16 protein-coding genes and 1 pseudogene are annotated in these 16,376 nt (G+C 56.0%); 5 read left to right on the top strand and 12 right to left on the bottom strand.

What is annotated here, in order from left to right:
• Window positions 1-48: 48 nt before the first annotated feature.
• Window positions 49-1,050 (bottom strand): molybdopterin-binding protein, encoded by a 1,002-nt coding sequence (locus ACRZ91_RS02330; RefSeq protein WP_480902318.1) that lies wholly within the window; start codon window positions 1,048-1,050, stop codon window positions 49-51.
• Window positions 1,047-2,015 carry an XdhC family protein gene (locus ACRZ91_RS02325; RefSeq protein ID WP_170539350.1) on the bottom strand — a complete coding sequence of 323 codons (969 nt, stop codon included), beginning with the start codon at window positions 2,013-2,015 and terminating at the stop codon, window positions 1,047-1,049. Before ACRZ91_RS02325 ends, ACRZ91_RS02330 begins: the two co-directional genes overlap by 4 nt.
• A gap of 206 nt (window positions 2,016-2,221) precedes the next feature.
• Here ACRZ91_RS02325 and ACRZ91_RS02320 point away from each other — a divergent pair, with 206 nt between their 5' ends.
• On the top strand, window positions 2,222-2,722 hold the full coding sequence (locus ACRZ91_RS02320) for a hypothetical protein (RefSeq protein WP_010439711.1): 501 nt from the start codon (window positions 2,222-2,224) through the stop codon (window positions 2,720-2,722).
• A gap of 3 nt (window positions 2,723-2,725) precedes the next feature.
• On the opposite strand, the gene ACRZ91_RS02315 is transcribed toward ACRZ91_RS02320, so the two are convergent.
• Window positions 2,726-3,982 carry a vWA domain-containing protein gene (locus ACRZ91_RS02315; RefSeq protein ID WP_480902315.1) on the bottom strand — a complete coding sequence of 419 codons (1,257 nt, stop codon included), beginning with the start codon at window positions 3,980-3,982 and terminating at the stop codon, window positions 2,726-2,728.
• A gap of 34 nt (window positions 3,983-4,016) precedes the next feature.
• Window positions 4,017-4,925 (bottom strand): AAA family ATPase, encoded by a 909-nt coding sequence (locus tag ACRZ91_RS02310; protein WP_170770645.1) that lies wholly within the window; start codon window positions 4,923-4,925, stop codon window positions 4,017-4,019.
• A 146-nt stretch (window positions 4,926-5,071) separates the two neighbouring features.
• Between ACRZ91_RS02310 and pyrC the strand changes: the two genes are divergently transcribed.
• Complete coding sequence (gene pyrC, locus ACRZ91_RS02305) at window positions 5,072-6,109, top strand: dihydroorotase (RefSeq protein WP_480902313.1); 1,038 nt, start codon at window positions 5,072-5,074, stop codon at window positions 6,107-6,109.
• Here pyrC and ACRZ91_RS02300 read toward each other — a convergent pair.
• A complete protein-coding gene (locus ACRZ91_RS02300; RefSeq protein ID WP_480902310.1) occupies window positions 6,106-7,401 on the bottom strand; it encodes an MmgE/PrpD family protein in 1,296 nt (431 codons plus the stop codon). The two genes, pyrC and ACRZ91_RS02300, sit on opposite strands and share 4 nt — an antisense overlap.
• Before the next feature lie 38 nt (window positions 7,402-7,439).
• The gene (locus tag ACRZ91_RS02295) at window positions 7,440-7,883 is read right to left on the bottom strand and encodes a type II toxin-antitoxin system RatA family toxin (RefSeq protein ID WP_170539340.1); all 444 of its coding nucleotides are present in this window, start codon (window positions 7,881-7,883) and stop codon (window positions 7,440-7,442) included.
• Window positions 7,884-7,955: 72 nt separating this feature from the next.
• Between ACRZ91_RS02295 and hpt the strand changes: the two genes are divergently transcribed.
• On the top strand, window positions 7,956-8,504 hold the full coding sequence (gene hpt, locus ACRZ91_RS02290) for a hypoxanthine phosphoribosyltransferase (RefSeq protein ID WP_010439696.1): 549 nt from the start codon (window positions 7,956-7,958) through the stop codon (window positions 8,502-8,504).
• Between the two features lie 162 nt (window positions 8,505-8,666).
• Here the strand turns inward: hpt and ACRZ91_RS02285 are convergent, their stop codons facing one another.
• On the bottom strand, window positions 8,667-9,812 hold the full coding sequence (locus ACRZ91_RS02285; RefSeq protein ID WP_480902307.1) for an amidohydrolase: 1,146 nt from the start codon (window positions 9,810-9,812) through the stop codon (window positions 8,667-8,669).
• The gene (lipA, locus tag ACRZ91_RS02280; RefSeq protein WP_170469770.1) at window positions 9,809-10,759 is read right to left on the bottom strand and encodes a lipoyl synthase; all 951 of its coding nucleotides are present in this window, start codon (window positions 10,757-10,759) and stop codon (window positions 9,809-9,811) included. The genes ACRZ91_RS02285 and lipA overlap by 4 nt, the downstream gene beginning before the upstream one ends.
• Window positions 10,760-11,023: 264 nt before the next feature.
• On the opposite strand from lipA, the gene ACRZ91_RS02275 reads away from it, so the two are divergent.
• Window positions 11,024-11,572, top strand: coding sequence for a peroxiredoxin (locus tag ACRZ91_RS02275; RefSeq protein ID WP_170770633.1), 549 nt, complete (start codon window positions 11,024-11,026; stop codon window positions 11,570-11,572).
• Window positions 11,573-11,623: 51 nt separating this feature from the next.
• Here ACRZ91_RS02275 and ACRZ91_RS02270 read toward each other — a convergent pair whose 3' ends face one another.
• On the bottom strand, window positions 11,624-12,547 hold the full coding sequence (locus ACRZ91_RS02270; RefSeq protein WP_480902305.1) for a hydrogen peroxide-inducible genes activator: 924 nt from the start codon (window positions 12,545-12,547) through the stop codon (window positions 11,624-11,626).
• A 52-nt stretch (window positions 12,548-12,599) separates the two neighbouring features.
• A pseudogene (locus ACRZ91_RS02265) lies at window positions 12,600-13,697 on the bottom strand (DUF6456 domain-containing protein).
• Window positions 13,698-13,937: 240 nt separating this feature from the next.
• Here ACRZ91_RS02265 and ACRZ91_RS02260 point away from each other — a divergent pair.
• On the top strand, window positions 13,938-14,237 hold the full coding sequence (locus ACRZ91_RS02260) for a DUF6477 family protein (RefSeq protein ID WP_260025892.1): 300 nt from the start codon (window positions 13,938-13,940) through the stop codon (window positions 14,235-14,237).
• Here the strand turns inward: ACRZ91_RS02260 and ACRZ91_RS02255 are convergent, their stop codons facing one another.
• Window positions 14,238-15,782 carry a trimethylamine methyltransferase family protein gene (locus tag ACRZ91_RS02255; RefSeq protein ID WP_480902302.1) on the bottom strand — a complete coding sequence of 515 codons (1,545 nt, stop codon included), beginning with the start codon at window positions 15,780-15,782 and terminating at the stop codon, window positions 14,238-14,240. It lies immediately after the preceding gene.
• A gap of 135 nt (window positions 15,783-15,917) precedes the next feature.
• Complete coding sequence (locus ACRZ91_RS02250) at window positions 15,918-16,358, bottom strand: GNAT family N-acetyltransferase (RefSeq protein ID WP_480902299.1); 441 nt, start codon at window positions 16,356-16,358, stop codon at window positions 15,918-15,920.
• Window positions 16,359-16,376: the final 18 nt, after the last annotated feature.

The raw sequence follows: 16,376 nt of genomic DNA, 5'->3' as shown, positions 1-16,376 counted from the left end.
CTCACTAATCATGAGGCGTATGATCGAAACGGCAAAAATGCCGTTACGTCACTTTCGTTTGGCAGCGCGAGGTTGTGGCCGCGTGGGGATTTCCTTCAGTAGCCCTCCGACACCCATCGCTGCGATGTCAGCACCCGTCGTCTCGATCCCGCAAGCGACTCGAGACAGCACCCAATCCGCCCCGTTCAGTGCAGGCGAACGGGCGCATCCAGGCAGACCGATGATTGGGCGACCACCCAAAGACCCCAGAAACAACAGGTTTCCTGGATCAACCGGCATCCCAAATCGGTCGACTGCGCCTCCGGCTTCTCGAACAGAGGCCGGTGCCACATCATTTTCATCCGACGTGGCCGATCCGGTCAGAATCATGACGATCTCGCCGTGAACGGACTTTAGCGAGGCTGCTAAATCACCCTGTCGATGCGGAACAACTTTAACGTCGCACAGGTCCATCCCCAATGCCTCAACCCGGCCACGAATGGCGGCAATACCTTTTTCGTTCGAAGGCCCGCCGGCAATATCGGTGATGACGAGCCCGGCGTTCTTGTATTTCGGCACCGAAAGTCGAATGGAGTTCTGCGCCTGTTCGGCCGCACGGCGAACATCGGTGTATTGCACCGCATACGAGATGACCTTGATCGTCGCGACCATGCCGCCTGCAGTCATCTGTTGGTACTGCGGTACGGTTGCGACGGTGATCATCGGATTGACCCGATTGAAGTTTTGCAATGCATCAGTGTCCAAGATTGCCACACCTGGACCATCAGCAAGCAAGTTGACCCGCCCTGTAAAGGCGTCGGTCACGCGCAGGTTAGCCTTTGCAGGGTCCGGCACCAGGGCTGCAGACAACATTGCCGCCGCCTCATTCTCATGACAATCGCCGGGCTCAAGCCTGGCGACCGTTACCTCAGTCAGACCGGCCTGCTGCAATTCAGCGATATGCTGGGACGTCAGCGTGATGCCTTTGCGCAACCTCCGGTCACCTGCCTTGACGGAATGAGCCAGAATCGCGCCGCTGGCATCGGCAACGGCTACCAAAGCAAACTTCACGCCTTGCCCCGCAGAACCGCTGTCATTTGTGCAAGGATGGCCACCGCGATCTCGGAAGGGCTGGCCGCACCGATATCCAGCCCAATCGGTCCGTGAATCCGTGAAATCTGCTCGTCTGTAAACCCGGATTGTTTCATCCGATCGATACGCTTGGCGTGGGTGCGCTTGGACCCAAGTGCTCCGATGTAAAACACATCGGCTGACAATGCGGCCTGAAGCGCTGGATCGTCTAGCTTGGGATCGTGGGTCAGCAGAACAAGCGCCGTCCTTGTGTCCAGCCCCAGTTTCGACACCGCCTCATCCGGCCAGTCTGTCAGGATGGTCTCTCCGGGAAATCGGGCGTCCGAGGCAAAAGCTTCGCGTGGATCAACAATCGCTGGATCGTAGCCAGCGAGGCGTGCCATCGGCACAAGTGCTTGGGCAATATGCACAGCTCCAATCACGATCAATCGCAAAGGAGGATTGTGAACCGCAACAAAGGTTTGACCATCTTCTTCGAACCCAGACCTATCCATGCGCAATCGTTCGGTATAGGCGTTTCGACGCAATGCTCGGTGGCCGGTTTCAGTGTTTACCTCATACGCCAAAGGTTCACGCCGCGCCCGTGCGGCGACCAGTTCAGCCAGCATCGGTTCGGGCAGAACTTTTCCAACCGGTTCGACGAGAACCCTGATCGTCCCACCGCAGGCCAATCCGACGGCAAATGCGTCATCATCGCTGACACCAAATTCCAGCAGCCGGGCCTCACCTTCTTCGATGGCCTCCAACGCCTCGACAATCACAGCGCCCTCTACGCAGCCGCCTGAAACCGAACCTTCGATCCGACCGTCGCCTGCAATAACGAGCTGCGCACCGACACGGCGTGGTGCGCTGCCCCAGGTCTCGACTACAGTCGCCAGAGCCGCGCCCTTACCGGCGCGATACCATTCCAATGCGGTTTCCGGGCTGCTATCGAATCGTTCCATTGAGACCTCCGACCGTGCTCGGCTTCAACATAGTCAGCTTTACAACAATGAAAAGCGGTCCGAGGTCTAAGTTACCGGCGCTAACAGGCCGGTTTTGAACTCATATTCATAAAAGATTGATTGTCACCTGACCGCACTCTAGCTTGGACGCAGTTTCGGGTACTTCCCGAAATCACCCCTGCATATTTCAAAGCGGAGACAAACAGTTGAAACGTATTCTTACACTGGGAACGGCGCTTGGCATGATGGCTGCCAGCGCCGGATGGGCTGATACATTTTTGAAGTACGGTGAGGTTGAAGGCTGGAAAGTCTTCATCGATCAAGACAAGAAATCTTGCCTGATCGAAGCGGTGGATGACTCGGAAAATGTCGTGCAGATGGGGCTGACCGAAGATCGCGGTGTCGGCTATGTGGGTGTTTTCACCAAGGCAAAAACCAATATCAAGAAGGGCGAGAAAGAAGCCGTCGCCATCCTCATCGGAGACAACATTTATGTTGGTGAGGCCACTGGCATGAAAGGGAATATCACCAAGGGCTATTCAGGCGGGTATGTTCTGTCAGACGATCCTCAGTTCGCAGACGACCTTGCCAAGAAGAAGGTGATGGTCGTGTTCCCGGAAAAAGAGTTCGCCTTCACAGTCGATCTGACCGGCACTTACAAAGCCATGGAGATGGCGCGAAAGTGCAATGAAGAACAGCTGTCTTAATATCTAGTCGGAAAGCGCGGCCATCAGCCGCGCTTTCTGACCCTGATCGTCAGGCTGAGATATCACGGCGGCCAGATCTTCCAGCGACGCAATCGAATGCCCGGCGCGGAAGCTGTCGACATGTGGAAGCATTGTCGCAACGCCCTGAGCCTTTGGCGCGAACCCATCCCAGCGCAGCAATGGGTTCAGCCAGATCAAGCGTCGCGACGACAGGTGCAAACGCTCGATTTCCTTTTCCAGCATCTCGGGATCGCCCCGTTCCAAACCGTCGGTGATCAACAACACGACCGCCCCCTGCCCCATGACACGCCGCGACCAGTCGCGGTTGAACTGATGCAGGCATTCTCCGATCCGTGTTCCGCCTTCCCAGTCCTGCGCCTCGGCCCCGGCAGCGGCCAGAGCTGCATCGACATCACGTTGATGCAGATGGCGGGTGATGTTGGTCAGGCGTGTGCCAAACGTGAATGCGTGCACTTTGGCCCAACCTGCGCCTTTGGCATTCGAAACCGCGTGAAGAAAGTGCAGAATGATCCGACTGTACTGGCTCATCGATCCGGAAATGTCGCAGAGCGTTACCAAATTCGGCCAGCGAGGTTTTGGTTGCAGGCGCGCGATATCGCGTAGCTCGCCACCCTGCCGCATGGCTGACCTCAGGGTGCGTGCGCGATCGATGCGGTGACCGAGATGACTGGCCTGACCACGCCGAGACTCGATGGGTTTGACCGGTAGGTTCAGGCGCGACAGCATGCGTTTGGCCTGGGCGATCTCGGATGTACTCATCTGTTCGAAATCGAGGTTGCGCAAGCGTTCTTCGGAGGACGCGGTTTGGGTCGCGTCGATCTCGATCTCACTTCCTTCTTCCTGCTCCGTCGTTTCCGGCAAGTCGCGCTCGACGCCATCCAATAACGCCTCAGCCGCGCGCTTTTCAGCCGCATCCGCTTTGCGCTCCTCCTGCACGCCGCGAATGGCGGGCAGCATCATGGACATCATATGTTCGAGATAGCGCGGATCGCGCCAATACAGGCGGAAGACCTGCGCAAAAACCGTGCGGTGTTCAGGCCGGCTCACGAAACACGCATGTAGCGTCCAGTAGAAATCTTTTTTCTCGGTGAAACCCGCAGCCTGCACTGCACGGATCGCATCAACCACACGTCCGGTTCCAATCGGCAGCCCGGCCTTACGCAAAGCGCGCGCAAAATGGGTGATGTTCTGGGCCAGCTTGGGGTTGTCCGGGATATCGAGTGGGAGTTGTTCGGCCATCACACCCCCGAAATATTTGCAAGCGGATGAAGCATCAGGCCGGTTCGAGGTCGGCCTTGGCCTGATCGAGAATGCGCTTGGCCTCGGACCCTTGCAGCTTTTGGATGTCGTCCTGGTATTTCAGGATCGCACCCAACGTATCGCCAATCACCTCGGGGCTGAGGTTGATGACGTCCAGCGCCAGCAGACATTTAGCCCAATCAATGGTCTCGGCCACCCCCGGTTTCTTGAACAAATCTTCAGTACGTAGGCGCTGAACAAAGGCGACAACCTCGCGGCTCAGCGCCTCAGCCGCTTCAGGCGCTCGGGCGTGCAGGATTTCGATCTCTCGGTCAAAGTCCGGATAATCCACCCAGTGATAGAGGCAACGGCGTTTCAGCGCGTCGTGTACCTCTCGCGTGCGGTTCGAAGTGACGATCACGATCGGCGGTTCAGGCGCTTTAACAGTACCTAACTCAGGGATCGTTACCTGAAAGTCACTGAGCGCCTCCAGCAAGAAAGCCTCAAATGGTTCGTCGGTCCGGTCCAATTCGTCAATCAGCAACACAGGCGCCCCGTTTTCATCCGGGCGCATGGCCTGCAGCAAAGGGCGTTCGATCAGATAGTCGTCCGAAAACAACTCGGTCTGTAGCGCGCCTCGATCCGCACCGCCCGACGCTTCGGCGGTACGGATCGCCACCATCTGGGCGGGGAAATTCCATTCATACACAGCGGAGGAGGCATCAAGGCCTTCGTAACACTGCAACCGGATCAAGCGACGCCCCAATCCCGCGGCCAGCGCTTTGGCAATTTCGGTTTTGCCGACGCCCGCCTCACCTTCCAGAAACAGAGGCCGGCCAAGCTTCAGCGAAAGAAACACAACCGTCGCCAAAGCCCGGCCACAGACATAGCCCTCAGAGCCCAAAAGGTCCTGCACGGCATCGATGGAGTTTGGCTGTGTCATGAGTTCCCCTTTTTTCTCCGCCCCAACAGGTCATGACCACAACCAGAGGTCAAGACCACCATCCGTCAGAGACTTACGACGATCTGCCTCACCGGCAAGGGCAACAGGGTCTTTCACCACCCAAGCGGCTGTGCTAGCCGGGGGCCATGACCCATTCCCTGACGATCCGCCGCCCCGATGACTGGCATCTGCATCTGCGCGATGGCGCGATGCTGCAAGCCGTCCTGCCTGAAACCGCGCGGCATTTTGCCCGTGCCATCATCATGCCGAATCTGGTTCCGCCCGTTGTGACCGGCGATCATGCGGCCGCTTACAGAGAGCGTATTCTGGCCGCTTTGCCCGATGATATGACGTTTGAGCCACTGATGACGCTCTACCTGACCGAAGACACGGATCCTGCCGATGTCGCAGCGGCGCATGCGACGGGATTGATCAAGGCGGTCAAACTGTACCCGGCAGGTGCAACAACCAACTCTTCTTCGGGCGTTCGCGATTTCGACAAGGTGCGCCCGGTGCTGGAGAAGATGGCCGAGATCGGTCTGCCGCTGTGTGTGCACGGCGAAGTCACGGATGCCGAAATCGATATCTTCGATCGCGAAGCCGTGTTCATCGACCGTGTTCTTGATCCAATTCACAAAACAACACCCGGGCTGCGGGTGGTGATGGAGCACATCACGACGTCAAACGGCGTGGATTACGTCAAGGCGAACGAGAAAGATCTGGGTGCAACGATTACGACGCACCACCTGATCATCAATCGCAACCATATCTTGGTTGGTGGCATCAAGCCGCACTATTACTGCCTACCAGTCGCCAAACGCGAAGAGCATCGGCTGGCGCTGTTGACCGCCGCAACCTCGGGTGATGCGCGTTTCTTCCTTGGCACTGACAGCGCGCCGCACACGGATGCGAACAAGGAAATGGCCTGTGGCTGTGCTGGGTGTTTCACTGCGACCAATACGATGTCACTGCTGGCTGAAATGTTCGAGCGCGCTGATGCGTTGGACAAGCTGGAAGCGTTTACTTCACTTAACGGCCCGGCCTTTTATCGTTTACCCGCGAACGAAGAGACCATCACGCTGACAAAGGGCGATGAGGTTGTCTATCCCGCCAAAATCGAATGCGCGGACGGTCCTGTCACAGTTTTCGATCCCGGCTTCCCACTGCACTGGCGAGTCGCCTAATCATTTAGTCTATCTGCCAAATCCGCTGCGCGCCCACCGGTGCGCAGCATCGACCAGACCGCATCTGCTTCATCCCCACCGATCAGTTTTGATGCTTTGTCCCTAACCCGATCTTCGCGGTCCGAAAGTGACATCGGGGCGAGCAGATCATGTTTGGCCTCGCGGCGGGCGCCATCGCGGCGCAAGAGGGACAGATGGGCTTGGGTCTCGGACAAGCTTTCATCTGCCTCTACACTAATCCGATCCCGCAGGGATTGAAGCCTCGGGTCCGCACAAATCTTGGCAGTATAGCTGCCCGGTAGCGCCGTATCGTACCCCATCGATTGCATTGCGATCACTGTGCGATAAGAAAACTTCGCACCCAACCCGCTAGTCGGCTGCAGTTGATTGCAAACGCTCATCCAGCGGGGGTGCGTTTTAACCTTGATCTCGGCCACCTCTGGTTCGGCAATGTCAAGATCGCGCGCGGCCTCAAGCGCCGCGTGCAGGCCATGGCAGCAGGCGTGGAACTTATGGCTTACGTTTTCGAACAACCATTCATCACCCAACCCATAAAGCGCTGCATTGATATCGTCTGTCCCCAGATGTGTCGCCCCAAACCCAAACGGACCTTCCAACGCGTCAGAACCGGGTTGAAATCCATTGCGGATCAACTGAGCCGCCTCAACGCCATTCGAGGCCGCAAGCCCGGCATTATAGGGTTTGCCCATGGTTCCGAACTGTGATTTCTGTCCGGATGCTCTTGTTGCGGTCAGCCCCAACAGATCACGCATCTGCTTGGCATCGAAGGACATGATGCGCCCCGCAGCTACCGCAGCCCCAAACGCGCCAGCCGTGGCGGTCTGGTGAAAGCCTGCCTGATAGTGACCGCGGCCCAACCACAGTCCAACGCGGATCGACAATTCCATCCCAACAAGCGCTGCTTCGAGCAAATCGACCAGCGGACGATCCTCCCACGCCGCAAGCGCAAGGGCTGCTGGAAACACAGCAACCGATGGATGACCGATATGGGCAAAATGGGTGTCATCGTAATCAAGCGCGTGGGAAACGGTACCATTCACCAGCGCCGCAGCGCGTAAAGGGGCTACACCACCCCCAAATAGGCGTGCTTGTGCTGCACCGCTTTCGGAAAAAACCATCTGGCGGATGATGCGGGAAACAGGCTCATCCGCACCCGCCCGCCCCACGGCGAGCCAATCCAACGCGGAAAGCGATGTCACGATTCGAGCCTGTGAAGTGGTCGACACAGGACCAGCGGCGAATTCGGCGAGGGCGGATGTGAGATCGGTCATGGCGCGCAGTCTAGCGCGCGCGTCACGGTCGTAAAGCCTTAGCCGTAGAGGACGGCGGCACGTTGTTCGAATGCGCGCACGATACGGTGCATAGCCTCGTTGAACACGACTCCGATGATCCCTTGCAGAACCGCATTTTTGAACTCGAAGTCAACGTGGAAAGAGACGTTGCAGCCGTCATCCGTATCTTCGAACTCCCAATCGGAACGCATGTATTTGAACGGACCGTCCAGATACTCGGTGTCGATCCGTTTATGAGCATCAAACAACGTAACCCGGCTGCCAAAGCGTTCGCGAAACACCTTGAATGAAATAACAAGATCCGCTTCCATCACCTTGCCTTCGCCCGCGGTATAGGTCCGACGGATACGGGCCGCGGCGCACCAAGGCAAAAACTCAGGGTATTTTGCAACATCCGCGACCAGATCATACATCTGCTGAGCGGTGTAAGGTAGCGGGCGGGTCTCTGAGTGGGTTGGCATGATATCCGGGATTAACTGGTGACAATGGCGCGTGATTTCGTATGTTGCGCGCCAAAGATCAAGGGGGCAGCGATGAGCCAACGCGCATATGTGATAGATGAGATGATCTCGGCCAAGGCAATTGCCGCCCGGATCGAAGAGCTTTGCCGCGAAATCACGGCTGAGTTCGGCGGCACCGATAAACTGGTCGTTGTCGGCCTGCTGCGGGGTAGTTTCGTCTTTATCGCTGACCTGGTGCGTGAGCTCGACCTGCCCATTGAGGTCGATTTTCTTGAGGCATCGTCCTACGGAGACTCGATGGAAAGCAGCCGAGAAGTACGCATTCTCAAGGACTTGCGCGGCGCTATTGAAGGACGCGATGTACTGGTGGTCGAGGATATTGTGGACACCGGCCATACCCTTAATCACGTCTCTAAGCTGCTCCGCACCCGCAAGCCACATCGGTTGAAATCCATCGCGCTGCTGGACAAACCCAGCCGACGCGAGGTCGATTTCCGTTCGGATTGGATCGGGTTCGAAATCCCTGATGAATTTGTCGTGGGCTATGGGATCGACTATGCGCAACGCAATCGCAATTTGCCGTTTATTGGCAAGGTTCGATTTGTCGAAGATCAGGATTGATGAATTTGCGCCACTTTCTTCGCATGTCGCAATGGGGGCGAAATCCGCCCTCGGAACGGCGGGTGAAACTGGTGTTCGGCGCAATCCTTGTCTGTCTTTTGGTTGCCGGCGTTGAATATATGGGCTGGTGGCCCGAATGGGCAGAAGGCCAGCCCAGAAAGCTCAAGCCTTGAGCGTTTGTTCGATCGCTGCAAGAAATATGTCGGTCCCGATCGGGATCAGAGCATCCGGGAAATCATAGTCGGGGTTGTGCAGTTGCGGATGATCCCGGCCTGCTCCAAGCCAGAACATCGCAGTTTTCGCGCCTTTGCCGAACTGCCCGAAATCTTCCGAGAACCGCTGTGGCGTCGGCACCAGTTTGCAAGGTATATCGCGTGTTTGGCAAGCCTCTGACAGGATTTGCACGGCTTCATCCGTATTTACACAAGCCTCAAACACATCGTCATAGCTGATTTCGACATCCAGCCCATGCGCTTGAGCGCTTGCGCTCACAAGCTGCTCCGCCTCGCGGATCAAACCGGTCATTCGCGTATCTGATACCGTCCGCAGAGTAACCCAAAGCTCGGCCATGCCAGGTGCGACCCCGAACGTGGTCTCACCCAGTCGCGCATGGGTTACAGTGGTCAGAGCGTAATCTGCATCCAGCACCCCTCCGTGTCCCAATGCGGCTAATGCAGGTATAAGCTCAGCCAAGGCTCCAGCCGGTGAAAGCCCGTCTTGCGGTGCGGCTGCATGCGAGGTTTTGCCTGTCAGCACGATCCGCATCCCGCGGGAGGCGCAATTGGCCGGGCCCGAACACAGCTCGACCGCCCCCAATTCCAGCCCCGGAAGATTGTGCAAAGAATAAACGTAATCCGGTGCAATATTGGCGAACTTGGGGTCGGCGCGAAAGGCTATAGCACCCTGCCCAGTTTCCTCAGCAGGCTGAAAAATCAGTACGACGCGCCCGTTTGCTGGGCGCTTATCACCAAGAACAAAAGCCACACCCAAAACCATTGCCATGTGACCATCATGCCCACACAGATGCCCCTTGCCCGGATGTTGCGACGCGTATCGCGCGCTAGATATTTCCTGGATCGGCAAACCATCCAGTTCGCATCGAATACCTATCGTCGGCCCCGGCTGGCCGCTTTCATAGACTGCCGCAACGCCGTGACCACCGATTCCGGTCAAAACCGCATCGGGGCCGCAAGCCAGCAGAAGATTGGAAATACTTGCGGCGGTTCCGCGCTCCTCGCCCGAAATCTCCGGGACCTGATGCAGCTCATGCCGTTTTTCAGTGAGCCAGGATTGAAGCTCGGGTTTCACACCTGATTCAACTTCTTTTGCCGGGCCTCACGCAAGCGAGCAAAATCATCACCCGCATGGTATGACGACCGGGTCAATGGGGTTGCCGAAACCATCAGGAAGCCCTTGCCAAAAGCAGCCTTTTCATAGGCCGCGAACTCTTCGGGTGTGACAAAACGATCAATGCCATGGTGCTTGGGCGTTGGCTGCAGATACTGACCAATTGTGAGAAAATCGATATCTGCCGCACGCATGTCATCCATGACCTGACGGACCTGTTGCTCGTCCTCGCCAAGCCCGACCATGATTCCGGATTTGGTGAAAATCGACGGATCCATCTCTTTCACCCGCTGCAGTAAGCGCAATGAATGGAAATAACGCGCACCGGGGCGAACTTCAGGGTATAGCCCTGGTACTGTTTCGAGGTTGTGGTTGAACACATCCGGCTTGGCTTCGACGACGACCTCTAAAACCGTAGGATCACATTTCAGGAAATCCGGCGTTAGAATCTCGATTGTTGTCTTGGGTGACCGGTGTCGCACCGCGCGGATGGTCTGTGCAAAGTGGTCTGCGCCGCCATCGAGCAGGTCATCCCGATCGACCGACGTGATAACAACATGATTCAAGCCCAGCTTTTGCACCGCGTGCGCCACGCGCCCTGGCTCGAACGCATCCAGCGTATCCGGCTTGCCCGTCGCAATATTGCAGAAGGTACAACCACGCGTACAAATCTCACCCATGATCATCATGGTGGCGTGGCCCTGGCTCCAACATTCGCCCACGTTCGGGCAACCAGCCTCTTCACAAACAGTGACCAGATTGTTGTCACGCATGATCTTGTGCGTTTCAGCATACCCTTTGCCACCAGGCGCTTTGACACGAATCCACGCAGGTTTGCGCGGCGCCGCATTATCAGGCCGATGCGCTTTTTCGGGGTGTCTTTGTTCGGGTATTTTCAGATCACGCACGGCTGGCTTTCCTGACTTCGGGTCAATTTGCTTGGTGCTTAACATAAACTGACTTTGTTGGTTACACCAGCGGCGCATAGCCGCTATGCGGACCGCATTCGCGACTGCAGCAAAAGCCTCGAATAAATCACATATTATTACCTATTTTCAATCAATTTACATGCGAATAAGATATATCGCAAGTGCAGCATATCTAATGTTGAAGCCGCTCTGGAATCGTTCTAACCCTCACGTTAATCACATGTGAATCACAGGAGTTTGATGATGAAAACCGGTGCAAAACTGCCTGACGTAACTTTCCACACCCGCGTCCGCGACGAGGCGATAGAAGGCCCCAATCCCTTCCGCTGGGAAGACAAGACAACCGCAGATTATTTTGCAGGCAAGCGCGTCATCCTGTTCTCGCTGCCGGGTGCATTCACCCCGACCTGCTCGACCTATCAGTTGCCCGGTTTTGAAAAAGGTCATGCTGATTTCGCGGCCAAAGGCGTCGACGCAATTTACTGCATGTCTGTCAACGACAGCTTTGTCATGAACAAATGGGCTGCGGATCAGGGGCTGAAAAATGTCAAAGTCATTCCTGACGGATCCGGGGAATTCACCCGCAAGATGGGTATGTTGGTCGACAAGGATAATCTGGGCTTTGGCATGCGCTCGTGGCGCTATGCGGCCATCGTCAATGACGGTGTGGTTGAGGCATGGTTTGAAGAGCCCGGCCTGATGGATAACTGCCCCGAAGACCCTTATGGCGTGTCGTCGCCAGAGAATCTGATGAAACATCTGGACGAGGCCCGCGAACCAGCGCTGGCATAATCCGATCAGCTAAACCGCTACCAGGCTCGCCATATCGGCGAGCCTTTTTTGTCAGGTACGGGTTCCCGAGACCACGTCTTCCCCAACCTCACGGATCACCCGCGCCAACCGATTGAACCACTCCTCCGCACCAGTCGACACGCGACGCACCAAACCGATGGTTCTGGCTGGCTGCGGGGTGCCAAACCGGAGCAACCGCAGGCCAGGCACAGCGTCTGTCTCGGCCTGCGCTGCGAGTTCTGGCATCAAGGTCATACCGAATCCTTCCGCGACCAACCGAGACAATGTCGCAAGCGATGACGCGCCCATATTTATCTGACCGCTGGTGCGATCCTGCCCGCAAACTTCAAGTGCCTGATCAGTCAAGCAATGCCCGTCTTCAAGCAGCATCAACTGAGCCGCCTTAAGGTCCACCGGCCGCAACGCCTCGGGGCTGATCGTTAGCCGGTCCAGCCGGGCTTGACTTCCTGCAAGCAAGAAGCGGTCTTCGAATAATGGTTCTTCGTGAAAGGCTTCGCTGCCTAACGGAAGCGCTAGTATAGCCGCATCAATTTCACCTGAGCGCAGCATTGAAAGAAGTCGCTCAGTGCGGGCCTCGCGAATTTGCACTTTTAACGAGACATCTGACGCGCGCAACCCAGCCAGCACCCCCGGCAGAAGGTACGGGGCAACGGTCGGAATTATTCCAATCGATAGGGAACGATGCCCGCCAGATTGATCACGCGCGAATTGATCCAGACGCGCTGCCGCATTCAGTACATCCTGTGTGTATTCCAGCACATCTCGCCCAAGTGGGGTCAGCAAAATATCCCGCGCTTGCCGCTCGAAAAGTGGCCCTCCCATCGCGTCTTCCAGTGCCTTGATCTGAACGGACAGCGCAGGCTGCGAAACATTGCAAACCTGCGCACCACGACCAAAGTTTCGTTGTTCAGCGACAGCACGGAAATACTGCAATTGTCGAATGGTAAAATTCATAACCTCTGACTATCATTTGCAGCCCGTTACTCAAGACCATCCTAATAGGATTTCAGCCGATCATGCGGTCTTGCTCGGCCTGATCCTGATAGTGTCGCTTTAGCCGCTGCAAAGCGATACGCAGAACGATCTTGCCCGACCGCGCCGACCAGCCCATGCGCTTTTCCGCCAACTCCAACCCTTCAAGGTAGCAGCAACAACGCAAGGCAACGTCGCTCAAACCCGGCCCTAAATCTGAAAGCGCCTTTGTCACACGGTCCCTGGCACTGGAATGGCCTTGTCCAATATGGGCATCTGAAACGAAATCTCCGCGCCCTCCACAGGTCAGAAAGCGATCCCAGTTCTGCGTGATCTGAGGGCCTATCTGTGCAAGTTCAAAATCCTCACGCAAACGCTCACCCGCGCCGACCAATGTCTCATCAAGGAACGGCTTACCACTCTTGTCCCGTCGACGCGCCAATGCGATCAGGGGGCTTTCGACCGTGTTATAACGAACCTTGGGTTGATTTGAGGAATATGTACCCGAGTTTGCGGGCGTGAATGAACTCTGAGATTCGGCCATGCCAAATTCATTCAGAGCGCGCGCCCGGTTTTCCACTTCGGCAATCAAGTGACTCAATGCCGTGCGTCCTGCACTTGAAATACGATATCGTGAAATCCGACCGGGATTGTCGCACGATATCCAGTCATTTAACGCCAGCGCCTGCGCTGTTCGGCAATCCACAACTGCTGTTTTGGTGGTCCCGCCTTCACCGTTGTCCCGAACCACTACAGCCTTATCCATGTCTTCGGCCACTGCAAGCACAGCACCGGATTCTCACAAACGTCTCAGAACACGCAGCGCCTCTCGATCAAACTTTGCGTTTTGAGATTCTGGTCGGTTCTCTTCGGATGTTACGACTGCAAACGCAGGTTTTTTGAATTCCGTGGGTGAAAAATGCGATTGGGCCAGTGATTGTAGCGCGGCGTCCACCAGAGGATCATCGCGACGCATCTCGACCTTGCGGATCTGTCGCAATATGGTCGAGGCATGGCATCCAGCCGACCGCGCGATATCCCGTATCGACCGCCCAGATTCTGTATGGTCAAGATATCGTTGTGCTCCTTCGGGAACCCATGCCGGAACGGTGAAAGCCACGCTGTTTTCCATATTTCTTCGCCCTTGTCGACAAAACAAACTGACAGTTTTAGCCGTCGGATTCTTAGTTAACCAAATCTAACTAGAGGTGCTTTCGTTACTCGTTCGTTAATCACAGACGGCTCAGCGCAGAATTGATTCAAAAAGATAAACAGTGGTGAAACCATAGTTCGAGGCGAACTACATCAAGGCAACACCCGCCCAGGTTGTGTCACATTTCAGACAGTGAAACTGAACGAAAAGGATACTGCCGTGCAGGACCTGATGACCTTGATTACTTCACTCCGCCGCCCGCGACTGCTGGCTCGTGCTGCCAAGATCGGGGCGCAGGACTATAATCGCGATCGTCATCTGCAACGTCTTCTGGGTTATGGATCGATTCCGGGACCGGGCGCTGCGTTGATGCGCCTGCTAGAGCTGGAACGCGAAGTGAATGCACAGCGGATAGAAGAAGACGCGGCCTATTCTTTGGTGCGTCATCTGGATTTGCTGATCGCATTGAATGGCGAGGCGCAACTGTATCAAACCAGTCGCGCCGCGCAATTTCAGTGATTAGGTGAAGGCATCCGGCATGGATGCTTTCTTTTCGGCAACGTATGCGTCCAGCGCCGCATTAATCTCAGGATCAAGTTGTGGCTGCTGATAATTGGCCAAAAGATGTTCAACCCGTGCCGATGCCAGCGTCCGTGTGTCACGCGCGCCTTCTTCTTCCCAGGTTTCGAACGGCTTGTAGTCCAGCAAATCGGTTTTCCAAAACGCTTCCTTGAAGTTTGCCTGCGTGTGTGCGCACCCAAGGTAGTGCCCTCCCGGACCAACTTCGCGGATCGCATCCATAGCCTGAGCATTTTCGTCATATGCGACGCCTTTGGCCAGACCGTGGAGAACACCCAACTGATCGGCATCCATGACGAACTTCTCGAAGTCGGCAACCAGACCGCCCTCAAGCCAGCCACATGAGTGCAACATGAAGTTCACGCCTGACATCAGACCCATATTCAGTGAATTTGCGGTCTCGTATGCCGCCTGCGCATCGGGCAGCTTCGAGCCGCAGAACGAACCTGCAGACCGGAATGGCAGCCCTAAACGACGTGCTAGCTGACCCGCACCATAGGTCACGTGCGATGCTTCAGGAGTACCAAAAGTCGGCGCGCCCGAGTTCATGTCGATCGATGAAACAAAAGCCCCAAAAATCGCCGGAGCCCCCGGACGGATGATCTGGCTATATGCCACCCCGGCCATAACTTCTGCCAGAACCTGCGTCAGCGTACCAGCGACTGATACCGGTGCCATTGCGCCACCGACGATGAAAGGAGAGATGATACAGGCTTGGTTGTTAGCAGCATAAACCTCAAGCGAACCCATCATCACATCGTCAAATGTCATCGGCGAATTGATGTTGGTTAGCGAGGTCATAACCGTGTTGTTCTGCACGAACTCTTTGCCAAAGAGAATCTCGCACATTTCAACCGAATCCTGCGCTCGCGAAGGATCGGTGACGGAGCCCATGAACGGTTTGTCCGACAAGGTCATGTGGGCCATCAACATGTCCAGGTGACGCTTGTTCACCGGAATATCCGTCGGCTCACACACGGTGCCGCCCGAGTGGTGCAGCCATTTGGACATATAGGCCAATTTCACGAACTTGTTAAAATCGTCCATGGTCGCATAGCGACGGCCGCCTTGCGCATCGCGCACGAACGGAGGGCCATATACCGGGGCCAGAACAAGATTCCGACCGCCAATGACGACTGATTTCTCAGGGTTGCGCGCATGTTGAGTAAATTCGCTGGGTGCGGATTTGATCAATTTACGCGCCAGTCCGCGCGGCAGACGCACGCGTTCACCATCGACATCGGCACCAGCCTCGCGCCAACGTTCCAATGCCGCCGGATTGTCAACAAAATTGACACCGATCTCGGCCAGCACAGTTTCCGCGTTGGTTTCGATGATCTCAAGCGCTTCTTCATTGAGGACTTCGAAATTGGGAATGTTACGTTCGATGTATTTTGCGGTTTCGATCTTTACCGCCGTGCGCTCGGCCCGGCGGGCGGCGCCACCGCCACCTCGTGCTCTGCGCCGGGTGCTTGCCTCTGTCATGAGAAAATCCCGTTTATTGGTTGGTTCGACAAGTGTGTTACATCAACGAGCCACGATGCCAGAGGTAGTTTACGGCGCAATAGAGGTAAAAGCGACATGAACTGGCAGCATCGCTATTTCAGACACATTTGCACGTCACGTCACACTCTTCTGCATCATGACCGAGTTCCCGGTCACCTCGACTTCTTGCCAGCCAAGATGTGTATACATGGCGCGGGTTGCTCCCATAAGTCGATGCGTTCTTAGGCAAAGCATGGACAACCCCGCCGTCAGCGCATCGGCTTCAGCAGCAGCAAGCAATTTTCTTGCGAGTCCCCGCCCCTGAGCTTGCGGCACAACGGCAAGATTGAAGACCATCATCACGCCAGACTTCAGACCATAAATAATGACACCCAAAAGTTGCCCACCTTCTTCTGCGACAAGGACATTTCGGTTCGCAATATCGCCCTCGATTCCGCTTGCCACATCCGGGATATCGGCAATTTTTCTGATCGCATCGGCGTAGGCGCTTGTAATACAGGTTTCTATCGCATTTGCGTCGCCTGGTTCCGCAGTTCTGAGAATTAGGTCAGTCATCTGAGTGCCTCCGTCACC

It is taken from the genome of Ruegeria sp. O11, assembly GCF_056535285.1.
The sequence above is the reverse complement of the archived record's forward strand: the minus strand, read 5'-3'. Positions and strand labels throughout refer to the sequence as shown.